This window comes from Marinobacter sp. X15-166B (assembly GCF_001752365.1).
In the GTDB taxonomy this organism is placed as follows: domain Bacteria; phylum Pseudomonadota; class Gammaproteobacteria; order Pseudomonadales; family Oleiphilaceae; genus Marinobacter.
In genome coordinates, this window is the sequence record NZ_MEIY01000001.1 from 1,572,353 (window position 1) to 1,594,295 (window position 21,943).

Genomic DNA, 21,943 nt, shown 5'->3' on the forward strand with positions numbered 1-21,943 from the left:
CGGTGGTCTGCTGGTGGGCATGGCACACGCTGCCACCGAGGCCGAAATTGCCCGCCTCGGCAAGGACCTGACCTGTGTGGGCGCGGAAAGAGCCGGCAATGCCGATGGCAGCATTCCCGAATGGACCGGCAAATGGCTGGGGGTGCCCGATCACGTAGACTTCAAGGGTACCGGGCAGCATCCGGTCGACCCTTATCCCGAGGAACAGCCCTTGTTTGTGATCACCGCCGACAATATGGGTGATCACGAGAGCCGCCTGTCCGACGGACAGAAAGCCCTGTTCGCCAAGTATCCGGACACCTTCAAGATGCCGGTGTACCCGTCCCACCGGGACTTCCGTTTCCCCGACTCGGTGTGTGAGGTGACCCTGCAGAACGCCAAACACGCCAAGCTGGTGGACGAGGGTGAGGGGGTGGTGGCCACTACCGGTGGCATCCTGTTCCCCTTCCCGAAAACGGGGCTGGAGTTGCTGTGGACCTCGTCATTCTTTACCTACCGCCCCTGGAGTGAAGAGCTGACCTCGGACAACATTTACGTGCTGGCGGATGGCAGCAAAAACCGCGGCCAGGTGCGCTCGGCCAACCTGGCCTTGCACCTCAAACCCGGCAATGAGGGGGCCACTGAAGGACCGTCCGCCTATTACCTGAACCAGACCAACCTGCCGCAGCGGGATCGGGGCGAGGTCAATACCGGCCTTGAACATTTCAACCATAAAACCAACCCTCGCCAGAGCTGGCGTTACGATCCGGGTACCCGGCGGGTGCGCCAGTCGCCCGAATACGGTTTTGACATGCAGTTTCCGGGGAGTGGCGGCTCGATCACCGTCGATGAGGTGCGTATTTTTAACGGTTCGGGCCAGCGCTATAACTGGGAGATTGTCGGCAAGCAGGAAATGTACGTGCCCTACAACACTTACCGCTTGCACAGCAAAGCCATTTCCTATGACGAACTGCTGACCCCGGGACACGCCAATCCGGAGTTCATGCGCTATGAGTTGCACCGCGTGTGGGTGCTCGAGGGCACCCTGAAAGACGACTACCGTCACCTCTATGGCAAGCGCCGCATGTACATTGATGAAGACAGCTGGCTGATGCTGATGGGTGATAACTACGACGCCCGCGGCCAGCTCTGGCGTACTTCCATGGTCAACTACTTCTACGCCTATGAAGCCGAAACCTGGCAGGCGGGGGTGGGTCTCTACCATGACCTGTTCGCCGGTTCTTATCTGGCGTTCAACCTGGTCAACGAGCAGAAGTCTGCGTACACCCTCAACAGTGGCAAAATCGGCCCGGGCAACTTCGGACCTGAAGCGGCCCGTCGCCTGGGGCTGTAAGGCCGGACGTTAAGCCCGCCTGGCTGTCAATGGTCGGGCGGCTATTGGCCGCTGGGCAGTCAGTTATAATAATGATTGCCCAGCGGCAGTAACAATGGTTGAACCGGGCGGTAATAACCACATGGTTATTACCGACCGATTTATTAAAGGATATATAAACCCAGGGTGTGATGTGATCAGGCGGGCATAGAGTTGCCGGTATAGATTACTTTGTTGTACTCGCCCGAAAAGTCGCTCATAACAACCGAATTAACCCGGAAATGACTCTTGGTTATGAACCATTGACGGTTGTCTTTGCGGAACTCATCCAGATAGTGGCCACCCAATTGAAGGCTGGTCTTGGCCTGGGTATCAATGCTGTGGAAACGCAGGGCCACCTTGGCTCTGGCCCGGTCCGGGCCGAGCAGGGTGACCACGGGGTTCTGGGCGTGGTGCATGTCAACAATGTTGTCACGGCACGCCAGCTCCGTGTACAGCGCAACAAAATCTTCGCGACGATTGAAACGGCCGATATGGCCAAAGTCAATATCGATCTCGCCTTCGGCAAAGCAGGCCAGCACCTGCTCCGGTTGTTTTTCATCGCAGGCATTCAAATAGTGGAATTTCAAGTCAAGAATGGCTTGCTGATCTTCCAGTTGCTGAATACGTTGTTCCAGGTCTGAGATATTGGTCATGGATTACTCGATTATTGGAGTTATAGACAACGGTGGGTGATTGTTTAGTGTGTTATTGTTTTTAAGTAATATCAATCGGTCGGTGGTTGATTGCAATAGCAGTTTAGATGTCTTCGTTATTAAATCCATGTTGGCTGCCAATAAGGTGCATCAGCATCACGGGGCTGGCGCGTGATCCATGCTGTCCGCTGTGTGATTTTCTCACCGGTCTAGTCTGTTTGGGTGAGGCGGGGGGTTGCAGGCAGGCGTAACTTTGATTCAGGTATCCGGATTCCTGCCTGCGGGTACGGACACCTGACATTGGCTTGTCGAAAGCAAATGTAACGGAGGCACCATGAAAACAAAAATGCTAACCCTCGGCTTTGTTGTTGTAACCGGATTCGTCATGCTGCTCAGCGCAGCCGTTGTGCGCACCCCCTCTGGCAGTCAGGCCATGGCGCAGGTGTGTCAGGCAGATCCCATGCAGTGTGTGGTTCCCCAGAATCTGTCTGCGTTCCCTTTGCGCCCCTGGTAAGTCACACTTCGCCAGATCAGGGCTGTACACCAGTGGCGCCCGGGCCCCTGCCCGTGCGCTCAGACCCCCGTGGTGATTTTCTGACGCGGTTGTGCGCGCATTGCGGTTGATCGTCCATCCGGACGAGGCCCGATGTTCGCCGCCACCGTTATAGTGATCCTGACCCATAAAACAACCGATCGGATGACCTCCGGTGGCCAAGTATAAAAACAGCAGGAACGCCTATGAGCAACATTGAACAGTTCCGTCATGAGGTCCGTGCATGGCTGGAAACCAACTGCCCGCAATCCATGCGCGGACTCATGCCCGCCGATGAAATGGTTTGGGGTGGACGCGACATCGAATTCCAAACCGAGGACCAGCGACTCTGGTTTGAACGGATGCGCGACAAGGGCTGGTTCTGCCCGGACTGGCCGGTCGAATACGGCGGCGGCGGTCTCAGCGCCGAGCAGACTTCGGTACTGGAAGCGGAAATGCGCCGGCTGCGCTGCCGCCCGCCCCAGATCAATCTGGGCATCTGGATGCTGGGCCCGGTGTTACTCGAATTCGGCACCGAAGCACAGAAACGGGAACTGCTGCCGCCCATGGCCCGTGGCGAAGTGCGCTGGTGCCAGGGGTTTTCCGAGCCGAATGCCGGCTCGGATCTGGCCAGTCTGCAAACCAGTGCCCGGTCTGACGGCGATGATTTTGTCGTCAATGGCACCAAGATCTGGACCTCTTACGGTGACAAGTCCGACTGGATGTACGCCCTGGTGCGGACCGGGCCGAAAGAGCCCAAGCACGCCGGAATCAGCCTGATCGTGCTGGATATGCATTCGCCGGGCGTTACGGTGACCCCCATCGATCTGATCAGTGGGAAATCCAGCTTTTGTCAGGTGTTTTTTGATGATGTACGGGTACCCAAGGCGCAACTGATCGGCGAGATCAATGAAGGTTGGGCGCTGGCCAAAGCATTGCTCGGACACGAACGCCGTGCCATGTCCAAGTTCAGTGAGATCAGCCTGCCCACCCATTTTGACCTGCTGGAAACCCTGTTTACTTACCTGCCAGAGCCCGCCACACCCTCCGAAATGGCCTTGCACCAGCGTGCCATCAATTGTCGCATGGAGGAGCATGCGTTTGAGCTGACCCAGCGCCGGCTGAATGAAGCGGGCCGGGCCCGGCAGGACATTTCCGGTTTAATGGCCATACAGAAACTGGTGCACACCGAGCAGGAAAAGGACAAATTTGAAGTGCTGCTGGACGTGATGGGGCACCGTGCGCTGGGCTGGGAGGGCGACGGCTTTTCGGAGCGTGAACTGGCGTTAACCCACACCTGGCTGAACAGTTTTACCCAGAGCATCGCCGGTGGCACTTCCGAGGTGCAGTTGAACGTCATTGCCAAGCGCGTGCTTGGGCTTCCAGAAGCAAAATAACAAGGGGTGAATCGTGAGTCTGGTATATAACGAGGAACAACAACAACTCGACGACAGCGCCCGGGAGTTTCTGGCCGCACGCAGCGGAGTCGGTGAACAGCGTCGCTTGCGTGACGACAAGGTGCCGGCAGGTTTCAGCACGGATGTGTGGCAAGAGATGCTGGCGCTGGGTTGGGGCGGTATTGCCTTGCCGGAGGAGTACGGGGGGCTGGACTTTGGCTTCCAGGGGTTTGCCCCGGTTTTTGATCAGATCGGGCGAAACTTGTCAGCCTCGCCCTTGCTGTCATCCGTGGTGCTGTGTGCATCGGTGATCGAGCAGCTGGGCCGCGCAGAACAGCGCGAGACGATGCTGCCGGCGCTGATCAGTGGCGACCAGAGGCTGGCGCTGGCGTTGCATGCGCAGGACCGCTTCCGCGCAGAAGATGTCGGCGTCAGCGTTCAGGCGGACGGCGACAGTTACCTGCTGAGCGGCAATAATATCTGGGTACCGGACGGTGTACAGGCCGACGGCTGGTTAGTGGCCGGTCGTCTTGCCAACGGCGATGTTGCCGTGTTTCACGTACCTGCTGGAACCACAGCGGTAACGGTGAAACCGCTACAGGTGCTGGATTCCCGCAATCATGCACGCCTGTCGTTCGATCAGGTTCGCGTGCCTGGGTCCGCGCGCATCGGTGACGGCAATGACGCCTGCCAGGCGCTGGAACTGGCTGTGGACCGTGGCACCGCCTGTGTGGCAGCCGAGTTGCTGGGCACGGCCGAAGCCATGTTTGCCATGACCCTGGAATACCTCAAGACCCGGACCCAGTTTGGCGTTGCGATTGGCAGCTTTCAGGCGTTGCAGCACCGGGTGTCGTGGCTGTATGTGGATCTGCAACTGGCCCGCAGTGCGGTCATGGGCGCATTCGAAGCATTGGATAGCGGCACCGTGAGCGAGACTGAGCGCCAGCAGCTGGTCAGTCTGGCGAAATGGAAAGCCGGTGAAGCGGCCCATAAAATCAGTGCCGAAGCGGTACAGATGCACGGCGGTATCGGTGTCACCGACGAGTACGATCTGGGGCTGTATCTGAAACGGGTGCGGGTGGCTCAGGTCATGCTCGGTGACAGTGACTTCCATTGCGAGCGGTATGGACGCATGGCGCGTCAGCTGAGCGGTGAGGTGGCCCCATGAGTACGGCAGATATGAGCGCCTGGCGGCAAGCCTGGGCGCAGTTGACCCACGAAGCCTCACCTTTTGCGGTCACCCCGGACCACACGGGGGTGCCTGAATTCAGCAAAGCACCCCGTACCCTGATTGACGCGCTGCAAGTGGGCCGTGCGCACGGCGCTAAACCGTTTTTGCAATGGCAGGACCAGCGCTACACCTTTGATGAGTTTTTCCGGGCGGCAGACCAGCTGACCGCGGCCCTGCAGAAAGACCTGTCCATTCGTGCCGGTGACCGGGTGGCCATTGCCATGCGCAACCGCCCGGAATGGATGATCGCCTTCCTGGCTGCCGTGCAGGCGGGCGCCATACCGGTTCCCGTCAACAGCTGGAGCGCCACCGAAGAATTGCTGTACGCCATCGACGATTGCGACGCGGCGGTGGTGTTCTGTGATCCCCAGCGCTATGCCCAGTTAACCGGGCTGGAAGCGGAGACGGCGGTCGTGCTGGTCGATGCGGAGCCGCAACGGGTGGGTGATTACAGCTGGCCGAAGCTCCTGACCCGTACTCCGGAAGAGGCGGAACTGGCCAGTCCGGCACCCCAGGACCCGGCACTGATACTCTATACCTCGGGCACCACGGGCCGCGCCAAGGGGGCCGTATCCAACAATAAGGCGGTATGTCAGGCATTGTACGCGCTGGAGTTCCAGGGGGCGTTTGCGTACATGACCTCGGAAGAGCGCGTCAGGCCGCTGATCGAATCGGGGTTGCAGCCGACCTTGTTGTTGGCGTTCCCGCTGTTTCACGTCAGCGGACTCTTCTCCCAGTTTTTGGGGGCCCTGCGCGGTGGCCGGCGGCTGGTGATCCTGTACAAATGGGACGTTGACCAGGCGCTGAATACCATCCGGGACGAGAAGGTCACCCAGTTTGCCGGCGTGCCCACCATGATGCAGCAACTGATTCATCATGAACGGTTTGCCAGTGAGGATACCGCGACCCTGTTTGCGTTGGGTCTGGGGGGCAGTGCGGCCTCCACGGCCTTGTTGGCCCGACTGCTCGAAATCAAGCCAATGGCGCTGTCCGGCAGTGGCTACGGCATGACCGAAACCAACGGTGTGGGCGCCGCCCACAGTGGCAACCAGTTTGTGGCCCACCCCGAATCGGTTGGCTGGCCCCTGCCGCTGGTGCAGGTGGTGATCGGCGAGAGCCCCGACAAACCGGCGGCGGCGGGCACCAGCGGCCCGATCTGGTTGCGCACCTCCGCCCTGATGGACGGCTACTGGAAGAAACCGGACGAAACCCGGGCAGTCCTGCAGGACGGCTGGTATTACACCGGAGATGTCGGGTATCTGGACGCGGACGGCATGATGTTCATCACCGACCGTATTAAAGACATCATCATTCGTGGCGGTGAAAACATCTCGGCGGTGGAAGTGGAACATTGTGTGTGCGAGCACCCGGAGGTGGAAGAGGCCGCCGTATTCATGCTGCCGGATGCGGTATATGGGGAGTCGGTGGCCATGGTGGTCTATAGCCGCAACGTCCTCAGCGAGGCCGACTTGATGGCGTTTATGGCCGAGCGGCTGGCGGCCTACAAGCTACCGACGCGGATTTGGTTTTCGGATGAGCCGCTGCAGCGCAGTGCCACAGGCAAGCTGCAGAAAGCCGAGGTCAAAAAAGCCTTTGCCGGCCTGGATTGAGGAATTGACTGGCCTGCTCCGACAGGGGCAGGTCAGCCATCCCGACGGGTTGCCCCTGTGCCCGCCGAAAAAAACGGCCATTCCTGAGAATGGCCGTCCTTTTTTTGACTGGTCGGTACGCGCGGGCTAAAGCGCAAGCGCCGCGTCAGTGCCCCCGCGGAGCGCACCCTCGATGTAGCCGAGCTGCTGGCAATCACCGATGGCGGTTACCGGCAGGCCGTGCTGCGCCAGTCGGTCGGCCAGACTGCGATCCGGGCCGGCGCCAATGGCCAGTACCACGGAGTGGGCAGCGACGGTGTGTGGATTATGGTCCTGATCCACATAATGCACCTGATCGGCGTCGATCCGGCTCACCGTGCAGCGGGTCAGCAGGGGCACCTGGTGGTCTCTGAGGTTGTCCAGCACCCGCCAGCGCCGCACGATGGAAAGCTCAGCCCCCAGGGCCGGCCCCGGCTCCAGCACGGTCACCTTACGGCCCCGTTCGATCAGAAACTCAGCCAGCTCCAGCCCCACCAGGCCACCGCCGATAATGGCGACGTTCTTGCCCAGCGGCATCCACAGTTTGGACAGCCCCTGCAGCGCGTCGCGGCTGTTGGTGGCGCCACTGAGACTGCCAGCTTTCATCATGGTGCGCTGGGTGAGCGACAGTTTCTTTTTGGCGATTTCCTCGGCACGATCCCCGGTCATCAGGCGGCGCAGTTCATCCCCGCTCCACACATGCTTGAGGTCCGCTCCGGGAATATTCGGGGCATCCCGCTTGGCGCCGGTGGCCACGAACACGTGATCGGCATTCAGGTCGTCCAGCAGCTCCGGGGTAGCCTCGGTATTAAAACGCACTTCAATGGGCAATTCCTTGACCTGAGCCACCAGGTTGTCCAGCAATACCCCGTTTTCGGGGTAGGCCAGGGCCGCAAAAAACAGGGTGCCCCCCAGGCGGTTGCTGCGCTCGATCAGGGTTACCCGATGGCCACGCAGGCTGGCAACCCGGGCGGCCTCCATACCCGCCGGTCCACCGCCCACAATCACCACGTGCTTGGGGTGCGGGGCAGGCAGCAACACCTGCTGGTGCTCCTGACCGGTAAAGGGGTTGGCCGCGCATTTGATGCGTTCATTGATAAAAATCTGACTGACGCAGACGTAGCAGTAGATGCAGGGCCGGATGGTCTCGGGCTTGCCGGCGGCCAGTTTGTTGGGCAGCTCCGGGTCGGCGAGTAACTTGCGCCCCATGGCGATAAAGTCACAGCGACCCTCAGCGATGGCTTTATTACCCACCTCGGGCTCTATGCGCCCCAGGGCTATCACCGGCGTATCGACCGCCGCGCGCACCTCCGCGGCCCAATCCAGAAAGCCCGCGGGTTTTTGCACCAGCGGCGCTTCGGTAAACGCGGAGCCGGTGGTGATGGTGGCGTAGGCCGAGACCGCGATGGCATGCACCGCTTCTTCGGCAGCGATTTTGGCCACCTGTTTGGCTTCGTCCAGATGGATCCCGCCTTCGGTATGCAGCTCGTAAGCATCAAGCCGGATCCACACCCCAAACTCCGGACTGACCCGGGCCCGGACGGCGCGGATCACTTCCCGCATGAATCGGACCCGGTTCTCCAGCGAGCCGCCGTACTCATCGTCCCGCTGGTTGTGGTAGGGCGACAGGAACCCGGCGATGATGTAGTTGTGTGCGGCGTGTATCTCGACCCCGTCAAATCCGGCTTTCTCGGCCCGTTCGGCGGCGGCGGCAAACCACTCCACCATCTGGGCGATGTCGTCTTTATCCATTACCCGAATGGTGGGGTTACCATCCCGTCGCTGAGAACTGATGAACTTGCCCAGTTCTTCCTGAGTGAGCGACGCCATGATGTCGTTTTTGGTCATCCGCGGCATGGACGGCACCCACAGCTCCCGGCCTTCCGCGAGATCCCGGGCCGCCACCTTGCCGGCGTGCTGGATCTGCATGGCCACTTTGGCGCCGTGCTTGTGCACCCGCTCGGCCAGTTTGGCCAGCCCCGGGATGTACTTGTCATCGGAAATAGCGCACTGGAAAGGCTCGGCGGTGCCGTGGGGGAAGGCAATGGACACCACCCCCATAATGATCAGGCCGGCGCCACCGGCCGCGCGGGCCTCGTAGTAAGCCTGCATCTGTTCGGTACAGTAGCCTTCCTCGTCGGCGAAGTTGTCGCCCATGGGGGACAGAATAATGCGGTTGCGAAGCTCGACCGGGCCCAGCTTTGCGGGACTAAGCAGATGTTTGAATTGGCTCATAATCACGGTCCTGCGATAGATTGTTGTTCTGAGTTAAGGCAGTGCCTCAAAACTCGCGCAGAAAATCCAGGCATTGGCGGTTGAACAATTCCTGATGTTCCACCTGCACCCAGTGACCGCAGCGGTTCAGTACCGTGAAACGGGCATTGGGCGCATTTTCGACAATTTTAAAGGTACCGCTGGCGGGGTTGAAACGGTCGTCGGTACCCCAGAAGCCGAATATGGGCGCGGTGATTTCATGCAACCGCTCGGTCATATTGGGCACCATCATGGTGGTGAACAGGTTGGCGGGCTGCGTGGGGGCCACGGCGGCGCGCTCTTCCAGCAGGCTGTCCTGTAACTGGCCGGGATCGAACAGCTGCAGGCTCATCACCTGGCGCATCTGCTCCACCCCCATAGGTCCCTGGCCGTACACTTCAACCATGCGCTTGATGCCTTCCATCTCGAAATAGGTTTCCCGCTCTTCGACCCCGCCGGGGGCCATCAGAATCAGGCTGTCGACCCGCTCGGGGTTGTCCAGGGTGAAGCCCAGAGCAATGGCACCGCCGAGGGAATTACCCAGCAGTGTGCAGCGGTCAACCCCGATGTTGTCCAGCAACAGTTTCAGGTTGTCGACGAAAAAGGCCAGATCGTAATTCACATCGGCGGGTTTGTCGGAGCGGCCGAAGCCGGGCAAGTCGACCACAATGTTGCGGAATCCGGCCTTGTCAAACGCCGGGTAATTGCCCTTGAAATTACTGAAGCCGCTGGCACCGGGACCGGAGCCGTGCAGCCACACCACAATGGGGCCCGTGCCTATGTCGAGGTAATGCAGGGTCAGTCCGTTGTCCAGTTTGGCGTAGCGGCCAACGGGAAGCGGGAAATCTTTGGATTTAGCCATGACGGTTGTCCTTTCAAGAAGTGGCGGGCTTGGAGTTGGGAGCCGCTGTTACAGCAGTACGGGCGGCTTCAGCGCCCAGGATTTGTTTGCGAAATTTGGGAATGGCGTTGGCCAGAAACAGGCAGGGCACCAGCAACAGGCTGGCCGCTGCCACCAGCGCGTAACGCAGCGCCTCGGCGCCAATCAGGGTGTACAGCAGGTCGCTGATAATGCCGGCAATCACCGGACCAAGTCCGGCACCCAGCAGGGACACCCCCATAAAAAACAGCGCGGTGCCTTGGGCCAGCTGGTTGGCCGGCAGAATCCGGCTCAAGGCACTGAAACAGGGAACGGTCCACCAGACACCAAAGAAGGCGAAGCCCATGTAGAACAGGAACCCGGTGGGCACCGAGGTGGCGCCCAGCGTGAAGGCGGTGCCCGCCGGCCAGAGGTAAAAGGCCATCGCCAGCGGAATGCTGAGGGCGGTGCCCAGCAGGGCGGTGCCCAGCTGCCAGCCGGCGTCCCGGGCGGCCAGCTTGTCCGTAACATAGCCACACACCAGGGTGCCGAGAATGGCGAGTCCGCCGCCGCCAATGCCCATCAACATACCCGCTTCCTGGATGTTCAGCTGATGGGAGCGGATCATGAAACTGGGGGTCCACATCTGGATGGCGTAGCCGGTAATGGCGGCGGCACTGCCGCTGGCGATGATTTGCCAGAGGCCGGGAATTTTCAACAGGGTGCCCGCGGTCTTGAGCATGCCTTCTTCCGGGACACCGGCCGCAGCGCTGGTGACCGGTTTGGGCGCCTTTACGGTCAGCGCCAGAATGAGTCCGATCAGGATGCCGGGGGCACCGACAATAATCAGGGTCATCCGCCAACCGTAGGCTTCTGCCAGCACGCCACCGAAACCGATACCCAGAACGGCACCGAGGGCCGGGCCAAGACCGAAGATGGCCAGCGCGCGGGCGCGCAGACGGGCCGGGTAAAGCTCTGAAATCATCGCCACCGAAGGCGCACTGGCTCCGGCTTCCCCTACGGCCACACCGATGCGCAGCACCACCAGGAGCATAAAGCTGGTGGCCACCCCACTGAGCATGGTGAGGATACTCCAGGCGATGCAGGCAACCGCAATCACCGGTTTGCGGCCAATGCGGTCAGACAGCCGGCCCAGCGGCAGGCCAAAGGCGGTGTAAAACAACGCAAAGACAACCCCGGTCAGCAGACCGATCATGGTATCGGAAGCGCCAAACTCCGCTTTTATGGGCTCGATCAATACGGAAATGACAAGACGGTCGATGTAGCTGAGTACATAGATTACCGCCAGCAGCAGCAAGGCGTAGTGTGCGTTCAGGGACACTTTTTCAGATTCGGTCGTCATAACTACGGTCTCTTGTCATTGTTGTGCTCCGGCCCATGATTGCCGTCACTGGCGCTTATCGACATCGTCCATTCAGACCATCCGTTCGCAACCTTTGCAAACCTTAATTCATAAGCCCGGTTTAGTCTTAACGGACGATGTTTGCTCTTCCCCGCTTTCCTAATCTGCGACATAACAACCCATTCGTCTTGCCTGACGTGGTGCATCGATTTGTCAATCAGGCGCTGAGGAACAGCCCGGAACTGGAGGTAGTAATGAGCGGCATCTATTTAACAACCAGAACAAAAAGTCCGGGTCACGCCGCTGCTGCACCATCGCGAGAGGAAACCCAGCATAAGCTTGATGTCCGATCGCAAGCTGCCATGCGGATCAAGCCCGCTGACCTGTACAACCTGGGGGACCGGGTCGAAGAAAAAACCGATGCCATTCCGGATTTGCCGTTTTTGATCTACCAGGACCGTCGTTATACCTACGGTGAGGTGGAACTCATCTGCAACCAGTACGCCAATGCACTGCTGGCGCGGGGAATCAAAGCGGGAGATGTCTGTGCGGTGGCGTTGGAGAACCGGCCGGAGCTGTTTTTCTGCTGGTTTGCCCTGGCCAAGATCGGTGCGGTAACCACCTTCATCAATTACCACCTCAGCGGCAATCCGTTGCGCCACGTGCTGGAGAGCACCCAGGTCAAAACGGTACTGGTGGGTGAGGAGTGCGTGGCTCCGTTTCTGGCCACCCCGGAGTGCGCCCAGTGGCCCCAGTGGTTGATCCCCGACAGCGAAACCCCCGCCTCTGATGAGCAACTGGCCCATTTTGATACCGCCTTTGCCAGGGAGCTGGACCGTGCGGATACCCGCCGGCCAGACCGTCAGTTGCGAGCCCACATCCGCGCTGAAGACCCTATGTTGTATATTTTTACGTCGGGAACCACCGGGCTTCCCAAGGCCGCCAAGTACAGTCACATGCGGTGGATGAGCAGTGGCGATGTGATGGAAATTACCCTCGCCACCACCACCGACGATGTTTTTTACTGTTGCCTGCCGCTGTATCACGGCGCCGCCGCAACCTCGGTGACCTCAACCGCGTTAACCACCGGTGCGTCGATTGTGATCCGCCGCAAATTCAGTGCCAGCGGGTTCTGGCCGGATGTGCGCAAGTACCGGGTTACCGTGTTCCAGTATATCGGCGAGATCTGCCGTTATTTGCTCAATACCCCTCCACGCCCGGATGACCAGGCGCATACCCTGCGGTGCATGCTCGGTGCCGGCCTGACCGGTGAAAACTGGCGCCGCTGGCTTGAGCGTTTTGGACCGGTGGATGTGTTTGAGGGGTGGGGAGCGACGGAAGCCAACACCGCCACCATCAATGTGGACAACTACATCGGCTCCTGCGGCCGCATTCCCGATTGGAACAAGACCAATTTGCGCCTGCTGCGTTTTGATCAGGAGACCCAAACCCATGTGCGCGATGCAAACGGCTTTTGCATGCATTGTGAGCCCGGTGAAGTGGGTGAGGCAGTGGGTTTCATTGTGGACTCGCCGGAGATAGGTGCGGGCCGGTTCGAGGGCTATACCTGTGCCGTTGCCACCGAGAAAAAAGTGTTGCGTAACGTGTTCCAGCAGGGGGACGCCTGGTGGAGTTCGGGCGATCTGTTGCGCTACGACGATGAAGGTTACTGCTACTTCGTCGACCGCATTGGCGATACCTACCGCTGGAAAAGCGAAAACGTATCCACTCAGGAAGTGGCGGCGGAGCTGGAGGATTTCCCCGGTCTGGAATTGATCAATGTTTACGGTGTGGCCGTGCCCGAGCATGAAGGGCGCGCCGGCATGGCGCTGGTGGTGATGCAGCCGGGGCAGGAATTCAATCCCGCTGAGTTTTTCCGCTTCGTCAGCGAACGTCTGCCCCACTATGCCCGCCCCGTGTTTGTGCGTGTGGCCGGGCAGGCGGACATGACCTCGACGTTCAAGCACCGCAAAGTGGACTTGCAAAAACAGGGCTACGACCCCGCGCAGTTCGCCGACCCGGTGTACGTCAAGGACGATGCATTGGACACCTACAGCCCCTATGGGGACGAGGTGTTGGCGCGCAACGGTTATTTGCCCTTTGACGGTGGCGATGCATGAAACCCCATCTGGCGCCGGCCGAACAAGTACACCCGCGGCTGAGTTTTCCCTGGGAAACACCGCCGGCCACGGGGGATTGGCAGACAGTCGCGGAAGGGGTGGTGTGGCTGCGCATGCCGCTGCCCTTCGGGCTCGACCACATCAACCTGTACCTACTGCAACACGACGATGGCTGGGTCATTGTCGACACCGGGCTGGGCACCGCACAAAGCCGGGAGGTGTGGGAGCGGGTGTTCCGGGAAGTGATGGACGATGCGCCGGTTAAAGCGGTGATCGCCACCCATTTTCACCACGACCATGCCGGCTGTCTGGGCTGGTTGTCGCGCCGTTTCCGTTGCCCGGTGTACATGACCCGGGGCGAATACCAGGCGTTGTTTATCAGTCCCCCCCGGGGCAGTGAACCCGGTTGGGAGTTTGCACAGTTTTACCAGCGCGCCGGAGTGCCCGAAGCCCGCCTGGACGGGTTTCTCAAAGTACTTGGTGCCAGCTCTTTCGAGCAGGATGTGCCGGCCAGCTTCACCCGTCTTACCGATGGTCAGGTGTTGCGGATTGGCACCAGGGACTGGGAAGTGGTGGTCGGTTCCGGCCATTCACCCGAGCACGCGTGCCTGTACTCCCGTCAGGATCAACTGTTTATTTCCGGTGATCAGGTGCTGCCGAGGATCACTTCGAGCGTGTGTGTGACGGTCACCGAACCGGAGGCCAATCCGCTGGATGACTGGCTGAGCAGCCTGCACCGCCTGCGGGCGGTGTCCGACCAGGTGCTGGTATTGCCGGCTCACGAGCGCCCCTTCTATGGGCTGCATCAGCGGCTGACCCAACTGGCGGAGCACCATCACGGGCACCTGGATGCCATGCTGGCTGAGCTGAAGAACGAAAAAACCACGAACGAACTGATGGCGTTCATCTTTCCCAGAGCCCGGTCGGCGTTTGATGCCCTGATGGCCAATGGCGAGACCCTGGCCCACCTCAATTATTTGCTGGGCGAGGGGCGGATCACCCGCAGGTTAAGTGGCGGACGCTACCGTTATCAGCGTGTTGGATGCGATGTGGAGGCCCCTGCAGACCTGCAGGTAACTCATATTTAAAAAGCAATGACTGAGGCAGATTTGCCGTAAACCTGGAGAGTTAACCATGAGTGAAAATAACAACAAAGGCTCGATTTCACGTGTTGAGCGGGTAACCAGAGCGGGGCTCGCGGTGGCGGTGGCCGCCGTCCTGGCCCCGGTGTCCCACGCGGGCGAACCGATCTATTTTGATCATGGCGGCGATTTGCAGTGGAGTGTCACCGCCAGTTACGGCATAGGCGTGCGCATGGAAGATCAGGATGACGATCTGATCAACAACAACGCCAACGGTGACGATGGTAACCGTAACTTCGACAAGCATGCGTTGACGTCCCACCGGTTGGGCCTGCTGGCGGAGCTGATCTACACCAACGACAACAACTGGGGTGGAGTATTACGGGCCACCACCTTCTACGACGATGTCTACCACCGCAGCAACGACAACGATTCACCGGCGACGGTGAACAAGCCCGGTGCCCATGACGAGTTCACCGACGGTGCTGAGTATTTCAGCGGTGGTCGCAGCCGCTTCCTGGATGCCTACCTGTTCACCGATCTCGAATTGCCCAACAACCAGTACTTGTCGGTGAAGGCGGGCCGTCATGCGGTGTCCTGGGGGGAAGGCTTGTTTTACCCCGGGGTGAACGGAGCCCAGGGGCCGGTCGACGTGGTCAAGGCGAATACCCCGGGCACGGAAACCAAGGAAATACTCCTGCCCAACGGGCAGGTGTCGGCGGATTGGAACATCAATCCACTGTTCGGCCTCTCGGCTTATTACCAGTACGAGTGGTTAAAAAACGAACTGTCGCCGGTGGGCAGTTATTTTTCCACGACCGATATTATTGGCCCCCGACCAGAAGGCTTCCTGCTGGCGCCCGGCGTGCTGGCGGATTATGAAGGCGTTAATAACCCGAGCGATCAGGGCCAATATGGTGTCCGCGCCATGATCCGGCCGAACTTTGATTGGGAGTTTTCCGTCTTCCACATCAATTACCACGATAAAAACCCCGCCACGGTGACCTTTAACGACACCTTCTCCGGCTACAAAATTGAATACTTCGACGACATCAAACTTACCGGTGCCAGTGTGTCTACTCGCATAGGCGACACTCAGGTGTCCAGTGAAATTTCCTATCGGGACGGGGCGCCGATCCTGCTCGATACCAGGGAAACCGTTCGCGGTAAAGGCGTCCAGGCCCAGGCGAGCTTTATTCACACATTGGGGGATATGCCCTGGGCGCGGGGAACTGTGTTGGTAGGGGAAGTGGTTCATGTCCGGGCGACGGACGCGGAAACGGCTGCCAGTGGTTCTGATGACTATACCTACGACCTGCCGGGTCGTTTCCAGACCAAATCATCCACGGCCTATACCCTACAGGCAGTCTTACAGTATCCAGGGTTGGTCTCGGGCTGGGATGTGTCGGTGCCGGTGAACTTTTCCCACGTGGTCGATGGCAAAACCCCGTTGCAGGGTGCCATTTCCGGGGGTGAAGGCGATCGCCGGCTCTCTGTGGGCACCACCTGGAAGTATCTGGGCAATCTGGAGCTGGACGCCCGCTATGTGGCCTACATGGGTGATGCCAGTATCAAGAAAAACCGTCAGTTGACGGACCGGGACCAGTTTACGTTTGCAGCGAAATATTCGTTCTGACCAACTGTTCTAGGCTGATGGGGCCGGTGTGATTGCAACATTTTCCTTCGGGTTAGTCTGTGCAGACGATGTTCGAAGGTGCGTCCAGCAGAGACACTGGATCTATCGCTACTAACATATTTGGAGACAACAACAATGAAACATCGTGGCGCAACCATAGCTCTTACGCTGACGTCTTTCCTGGCTTTGCCCGCCGTCGGTGTCGCCGCCGTCAGCGCAGAAGAAGCTGAAAAGCTGGGGAATGAACTGACCTGTGTCGGCGCCGAGCGCGCCGGCAACGAAGCCGGCACCATCCCTGAATTTACCGGTAAATACCTGGGCGAGGTGCCCGGCTGGAACCTGAAACCCCATAGCGGCGAGCATCCGGTCGATCCTTACGCTGATGAACAACCCATCCTGACCATTACCGCGGCCAACGTCTCAGAGTATAAAGACAAGCTCTCCGACGGTCAGCTGGCCATGTTCGAGCAGTATCCGGACACCTGGAAAATGCATGTTTACCCCGGGCACCGGGACTTCCGCTACCCCGATTTCGTCTGTGACCGGGCCAAGTGGAATGCCACCAACGCCAAGCTGGAAGATGATGGCATGGGCGTGGCAGGGCTTGGGCATAACCCCTTCCCGATCCCCAAGAACGCCATGGAAGTTCTGTGGAACCATCAATTGCCCTACCGGGCATGGACCGAAGAAAGCAAACGGGATTTCGCCTCGGTCGGTGCCGGTGGCGAGATCAGCTGGGGGCGCACCCACGCCGTGTGCCTGGCGCCTTCGAACGATCCGGAAAACAAGCCCCACACGTCCGATGGGGTCTCGGCCTATTGCCGCAACGAGTCCATGCAACCGGTCCGCAGCCGGGGCAGAACCTCGGTTAACCACGAGCCGTACAACTACGAGAGCGGTTCGCGCATTGCCTGGACCTACAACCCGGGTACCCGTCGGGTGCGTCTGGCACCGGGCTATGGCTATGATCAGGCGCTGGCCGGCACCAACGGTAACATGACCATTGATGACGAGCGTCTGTTCAATGGCGGCCCGGACCGGTACAACTGGGAGCTGATTGGCAAGCAGGAGATGTACATTCCTGCCAATGGCTACAAAGTGAATTCTGCGGACGTCAGCTACAAGGAGCTGTTGACCCCGAACCACGTCAACCCCGAGTTTATCCGCTATGAACTGCGCCGGGTCTGGGTCATCGAAGCCACGTTGAAAGACAGCAGTCGCCACCTGTATGGCAAACGCCGTCTGTTCCTGGATGAGGACACCTGGCACGCGGTGATGGCCGATAACTACGACACCCGTGGCAACTTGTGGAAGCACTCTTTTGTCAACTACTACTACCATCCGGACATGAGCGCCTGGCAGGCTGGCGCCGGGTTTTACCATGACCTGAGCAATGGTGAGTATGTGGGCAGCAACCTGATCAATGAGCGTCGCACCGCTCACATCATTAACAAAGGGGACTGGAAGCCGAGCGATTTCACTCCGGATCGTCTGCGCGCCCAGGGCCGCTAAAGACTCCACATCCTCGAGTCTGATAGCCAGAGGTTTTGCCCACGCACTGCGTGGGCTTTTTTGTTTTGGCCGGACTGCACTCCGATGAGGGCATCTATAGGCCTTTTGGACGATGATTGACTCGCTGCTATCTGGCGAGAATGGGTGGCATAAGAATCAGAACCTCCATGACAGAAGGTGCTCTATATGGGATGGAAAGGGGAAGCAGCAATCGTTGGTGCTGCACAGTATAAGCCGCAGAAATACTCCGAGGCCCCGCAGATGTTCCATCTGGAACAGGTGGCGGACCTGGCCTCACAGGCGCTGGCGGACGCCGGTCTGCAGGCCAGTGATCTGGACGGTCTGGTGATCAACGGGCCGCACTTCCACGAAGCGTCGGTCTTTGTTCCCGCCATGGCCGCCGAGTATCTGGGGCTGGCGGTCAATTTTGCCGAGGTGGTGGATCTTGGTGGCACCACGCCGGTGGGCATGGTCTGGCGTGCCGCAGCCGCCATTGAAATGGGCCTGTGTCAGGCGGTGTTGTGTGTGCTGCCCATGCGCATGGCGCCGTTCGGACCGGATGAAGACCCGAGCGCCATGGCCCGCGCCATGCGGTTTGGCGGCCACAGCACCGCGTTTGGGGCTCCGGAAGCGGAATTCGACTTGCCCTATGGACACATGGGCCAGAACACCGGGTATGCCATGATCGCCCAGCGCTATGCGGCCCAGTACGGCTACGACGAGCGTGCTATGGCGAAAATCGCGGTCGATCAGCGCACCAATGCCCAGGCCAACCCGAAGGCGATTTTCCAGGGACAACCGCTCACCATTGAAGACGTCCTCAACAGCAAGATGGTGGCTGACCCTCTGCGTATTCTGGAAATTGTCATGCCGGTGGCCGGTGGCGCCGCCGTCATCGTGGCCTCCAAAGAAGTCGCGGCTCGCGCCCGCAACCGGGGCGCACACATTACCGGATTCGGGGAGCGGTTGGGCTACAAGTCCCCCAGCTATTCTCCGGACATGACCGAAACCCCGGTCGGTCCGGCGGCGCGGCGGGCCTTTGAAATGTCCGGCCTGAAGCCTTCTGATATCAACGCCGCACAAATCTACGACTGCTACACCATTACGGTGCTGTTAAGCCTCGAAGACGCCGGCTTTTGCCCCAAGGGCGAAGGCATGCGCTTTGTGCTGGAAAACGACCTGACCTTTCGGGGTAACTTTCCGGTCAATACCCATGGCGGCCAGCTGAGTTTCGGTCAGGCGGGTTCCGCCGGCGGCTTTTCCCAGGTGATTGAAGCCTTCGACCAGATCCGCGGCCAGGCGGGTGAGCGGCAACTGAAAAACTGCGATCGTGTGTTCGTGTCCGGTACCGGAGGCGTCATGAGCGAGCAGGGTGCATTGATTCTTGAGGGAGCGTGATTATGTCGACCAATAAACCCATGCCCATGCCCACCAGCATTTCTGCACCTTTCTGGGAAGGTCTGAAGGCCGGCCGCATTCTGATGCAGCATTGTGGTGCCTGCGACCAATGGACGTTTTACCCGCGCCGGCATTGTTCCCACTGCTGGTCCTCCCAGGTCGAGTTCCGGGAGGTCTCCGGCGAGGGCCGGCTGTATACCTTTACCGTGGCCCGGGTGCCGACCCTGCCGGAATTCGCCGGCCCTGAACCCCAGTTGATGGCCGTGGTCGAGCTGGATGAAGGCGTGCGCCTGAATACCACTCTGGTGGGGGTGAGCGCCGATGAGGTTGAGGTGGGTATGCGCGTCAAACCGGTGCGCGCCCGGGTGGCCGAAGACGGCACCGTGCTGTTGCGGTTTACCAGTGCCCATGTGGATCTGGAGGAGGTGGACGAGGTGCCCCGGCAGCCCGCCGCAACGGCGCCGGCTGAGGACGCCCGCCCGGTCCGCCAGATACCTTTGAGCGATGAGACCGCGTTGCAATCCCTGGTGTCGGAAGAATTCAGCCCCTGGAGCAATCAGGTGCTGGTGGATCAGGACATGATCAACCAGTTTGCCGAGCTGTCCGGCGACCGTTACTGGATTCACACCGACCCTGAGCGGGCCCGCAAGGAAGGCCCGTTTGGGGGCACCATTGCCCATGGCGCGCTGGTGCAGATTCTGATGTCCCGTATGCAGGTCGATCTGGGCTATGAAATTACCGGCTTCACCAACATGGTCAATTATGGCTCGGAGCGCTTGCGCTTTCCGTCCCCGGTACCCGCGGGGTCGCTGATTCATGCCCGCGGTCGGGTCAAATCGGTCGAGCGCAGCCGCCGGGGCACCCAGCTGGTGCTTGAGCTGAACGTACACGTGGTGGGGCAGGAGCGCCCGGCGGTCATCAACGACCTGATTATTCTGTATATGTAAGGCATTGAGCTAAAAAGCTTTAACTCGAGTGCACTAGTTGCCATTCACCGCCTCTGCATCCGCAAGGCGGTTTTTTTTGGGCCTCGAAAAGAGCCGGATTTCAGCCCCGAACCCCTTAGTCTCAATGGACGATGAGTAATCCCGCGGTTCACGCAACAATCTAAAAACAGCCAAAAACCCAGGTGTTTCAGGAGAGCAATCACGTGAGCACGATCAAGTCGCTGAGTTATATTGTTGCCCAGGTCCGCAACCTCGAGTCCTGGCGTCACTACGCCGAAGAAGTGCTTGGCATGATGACCACCACCACGGCGGACGGCACCCTGCGAATCAAGATGGACGAGCGCCCGTTTCGGATGCTGGTGCAGGAAGGTGCCCCCGACGTGTATCTGGCATCCGGCTGGGAACTGGGTGGTGAAGAAGATTTCAGCGCCATGCTCGCGCACCTTGAGCAGCAAGGCGTCCAGTATGAGCGCGGCAGTCGGGCGTTGTGTGCATCCCGTGGGGTGCAGGCCGTGGCCACGGTGACGGATCCGTCCGGCAACCGCCACGAGCTGACCTGGGGGCATGTTTCCGATTGCCAGCCCTTTGTGTCCCCGCAAGGCGTACCGCGCTTTATTACCGGTGACATGGGGCTGGGACACACCGTCTTGCCTGCGCCCCGGTTTGACGATTGCCTGGCGTTTTACCGCGATGTGCTGGGCTTCCGCCACTCCGATATTTTCAATTTTCAGCCTGATCCCGCTGCGGATCCGGTGCGCATCCATTTCATGCATTGTGGCAACGCCCGCCACCACAGTCTGGCCATTGCGGAATACGACGTACCCGGCAAATGCGTTCATGTGATGGTGGAAGTGGACAGCATGACCGAGGTCGGTCGGGCCCACGATCGTCGCGAAGCCCACGGGGTGCCGCTGTCCGCCACTTTGGGGCAGCACCTGAACGACCAGATGACCTCTTTTTATATGAAAACACCGTCCGGGTTCGATCTTGAGTACGGCTGGGGTGGCCTGCAGGTCGATTGGGACACGCACTCTGTTTTCGAATTCAACCGTGTAAGCGTCTGGGGCCACGACTTCAGTGTGGGCCAGCGAGGAGCAGCAGAATGAACAAGCAAATGACACCGGCGGAAGCGGTCGCGCAACTGAGGGATGGCATGACCATCGGTTTTGGTGGCTGGGGACCGCGCCGCAAACCCATGGCGATGGTGCGTGAAATTCTGCGCAGCAATGTGAAGGATCTGACCGTGGTGGCTTACGGCGGTCCGGAAGTGGGCATGCTGTGCGCGGCCGGCAAGGTTAAAAAACTGATTTTCGGGTTTGCCACCCTCGACGCGATTCCGCTGGAGCCGTACTTCCGCAAGGCGCGCCAGGCCGGCACCCTGGACGTGATGGAGCTGGACGAAGGTCTGTTCCAGTGGGGGCTCAAGGCCGCGGGTATGCGGGTGCCGTTTTTACCCGCCCGTGCGGGTCTGGCCACCGATGTGCTGACCCACAACCCCGAGTTAAAAACCATTCGCTCGCCTTATGACGACGGTGAAGAATTATTGGCCATGCCGGCGCTCTATCTCGATATGGCGTTTGTCCACGTGAACCGCGCCGACCGGCTGGGCAACACCCTGGTCACCGGCAATGACGCCTACTTTGACCACCATGTGGTGCGGGCGGCCAAACACGCCATTGTGTCCGCCGAAGTGGTGGAGGATAAGCTGGAGCTGACCAAGGAGCAGGCGCGCTTCAATACATTCGAGCGCTCGCTGGTGACCGGTGTGGTGGAAGCCCGCTTCGGTGCACATCCGACGGCCTGCAGTCCGGATTACGGTTGGGACATGAACCACCTGAAAGAATACAGCGACGGTGCCAAAGAAGATCATGGCTGGGATGCCTACGTTGAAAAGTACGTGCAAGGCGGTGAACAGAAGTACCGCGAGCTTAACGGCGGTGACGAGCAGCTTGCCGCCATTCCGCTGCCAACTTTCTGA

General features: G+C 59.7%; 17 protein-coding genes. 13 read left to right on the top strand and 4 right to left on the bottom strand.

Translation table 11 applies throughout. The features are described 5' to 3' along the window. The first annotated feature begins 19 nt into the window (after window positions 1–19). Complete coding sequence (locus tag BG841_RS07420; RefSeq protein ID WP_228141720.1) at window positions 20–1,333, top strand: DUF1329 domain-containing protein; 1,314 nt, start codon at window positions 20–22, stop codon at window positions 1,331–1,333. Window positions 1,334–1,509: 176 nt separating this feature from the next. Here the strand turns inward: BG841_RS07420 and BG841_RS07425 are convergent, their stop codons facing one another. After that, window positions 1,510–2,007, bottom strand: coding sequence for a nuclear transport factor 2 family protein (locus BG841_RS07425; RefSeq protein WP_070057076.1), 498 nt, complete (start codon window positions 2,005–2,007; stop codon window positions 1,510–1,512). 334 nt (window positions 2,008–2,341) lie between these two features. Here BG841_RS07425 and BG841_RS16855 point away from each other — a divergent pair, with 334 nt between their 5' ends. The 4 genes from BG841_RS16855 to BG841_RS07445 all read left to right on the top strand — a co-directional run bounded on the left by BG841_RS16855 (window position 2,342) and on the right by BG841_RS07445 (window position 6,777). Then, complete coding sequence (locus BG841_RS16855) at window positions 2,342–2,521, top strand: hypothetical protein (RefSeq protein WP_141737071.1); 180 nt, start codon at window positions 2,342–2,344, stop codon at window positions 2,519–2,521. 224 nt (window positions 2,522–2,745) lie between these two features. Beyond that, a complete protein-coding gene (locus BG841_RS07435; RefSeq protein ID WP_070057078.1) occupies window positions 2,746–3,936 on the top strand; it encodes an acyl-CoA dehydrogenase family protein in 1,191 nt (396 codons plus the stop codon). A gap of 13 nt (window positions 3,937–3,949) precedes the next feature. After that, entirely contained in the window at window positions 3,950–5,104 is a 1,155-nt protein-coding gene (locus tag BG841_RS07440) for an acyl-CoA dehydrogenase family protein (protein WP_070057079.1), read from the top strand. Next, window positions 5,101–6,777: a class I adenylate-forming enzyme family protein gene (locus BG841_RS07445; RefSeq protein ID WP_198929170.1), complete on the top strand. Its 1,677-nt coding sequence runs from the start codon at window positions 5,101–5,103 to the stop codon at window positions 6,775–6,777. Before BG841_RS07440 ends, BG841_RS07445 begins: the two co-directional genes overlap by 4 nt. A gap of 126 nt (window positions 6,778–6,903) precedes the next feature. Here the strand turns inward: BG841_RS07445 and BG841_RS07450 are convergent, their stop codons facing one another. Genes BG841_RS07450 through BG841_RS07460 form a run of 3 tightly spaced genes read right to left on the bottom strand, consistent with a single transcriptional unit; the run spans window position 6,904 to window position 11,270 of the window. After that, window positions 6,904–9,030, bottom strand: coding sequence for an FAD-dependent oxidoreductase (locus tag BG841_RS07450; RefSeq protein WP_070057081.1), 2,127 nt, complete (start codon window positions 9,028–9,030; stop codon window positions 6,904–6,906). A gap of 46 nt (window positions 9,031–9,076) precedes the next feature. After that, window positions 9,077–9,910, bottom strand: a complete 834-nt coding sequence (locus BG841_RS07455) for an alpha/beta fold hydrolase (RefSeq protein ID WP_070057082.1) — start codon at window positions 9,908–9,910, stop codon at window positions 9,077–9,079. 13 nt (window positions 9,911–9,923) lie between these two features. After that, a complete protein-coding gene (locus tag BG841_RS07460) occupies window positions 9,924–11,270 on the bottom strand; it encodes an MFS transporter (protein WP_070057083.1) in 1,347 nt (448 codons plus the stop codon). 254 nt (window positions 11,271–11,524) lie between these two features. Here BG841_RS07460 and BG841_RS07465 point away from each other — a divergent pair, with 254 nt between their 5' ends. The 8 genes from BG841_RS07465 to BG841_RS07500 all read left to right on the top strand — a co-directional run bounded on the left by BG841_RS07465 (window position 11,525) and on the right by BG841_RS07500 (window position 21,943). Beyond that, complete coding sequence (locus BG841_RS07465; protein ID WP_083260210.1) at window positions 11,525–13,390, top strand: long-chain-acyl-CoA synthetase; 1,866 nt, start codon at window positions 11,525–11,527, stop codon at window positions 13,388–13,390. Then, window positions 13,387–14,478, top strand: coding sequence for an MBL fold metallo-hydrolase (locus tag BG841_RS07470; RefSeq protein WP_070057084.1), 1,092 nt, complete (start codon window positions 13,387–13,389; stop codon window positions 14,476–14,478). Before BG841_RS07465 ends, BG841_RS07470 begins: the two co-directional genes overlap by 4 nt. Before the next feature lie 46 nt (window positions 14,479–14,524). Continuing rightward, entirely contained in the window at window positions 14,525–16,108 is a 1,584-nt protein-coding gene (locus BG841_RS07475) for a DUF1302 domain-containing protein (RefSeq protein WP_070057085.1), read from the top strand. 135 nt (window positions 16,109–16,243) lie between these two features. After that, complete coding sequence (locus BG841_RS07480; protein WP_083260211.1) at window positions 16,244–17,620, top strand: DUF1329 domain-containing protein; 1,377 nt, start codon at window positions 16,244–16,246, stop codon at window positions 17,618–17,620. Between the two features lie 186 nt (window positions 17,621–17,806). Continuing rightward, a complete protein-coding gene (locus tag BG841_RS07485; protein WP_070057086.1) occupies window positions 17,807–19,018 on the top strand; it encodes a thiolase family protein in 1,212 nt (403 codons plus the stop codon). A gap of 2 nt (window positions 19,019–19,020) precedes the next feature. Beyond that, entirely contained in the window at window positions 19,021–19,965 is a 945-nt protein-coding gene (locus BG841_RS07490; protein WP_070057087.1) for an OB-fold domain-containing protein, read from the top strand. Between the two features lie 203 nt (window positions 19,966–20,168). After that, window positions 20,169–21,071: a VOC family protein gene (locus tag BG841_RS07495; protein WP_070057088.1), complete on the top strand. Its 903-nt coding sequence runs from the start codon at window positions 20,169–20,171 to the stop codon at window positions 21,069–21,071. After that, window positions 21,068–21,943, top strand: a complete 876-nt coding sequence (locus BG841_RS07500; protein WP_070057089.1) for a CoA transferase subunit A — start codon at window positions 21,068–21,070, stop codon at window positions 21,941–21,943. Before BG841_RS07495 ends, BG841_RS07500 begins: the two co-directional genes overlap by 4 nt.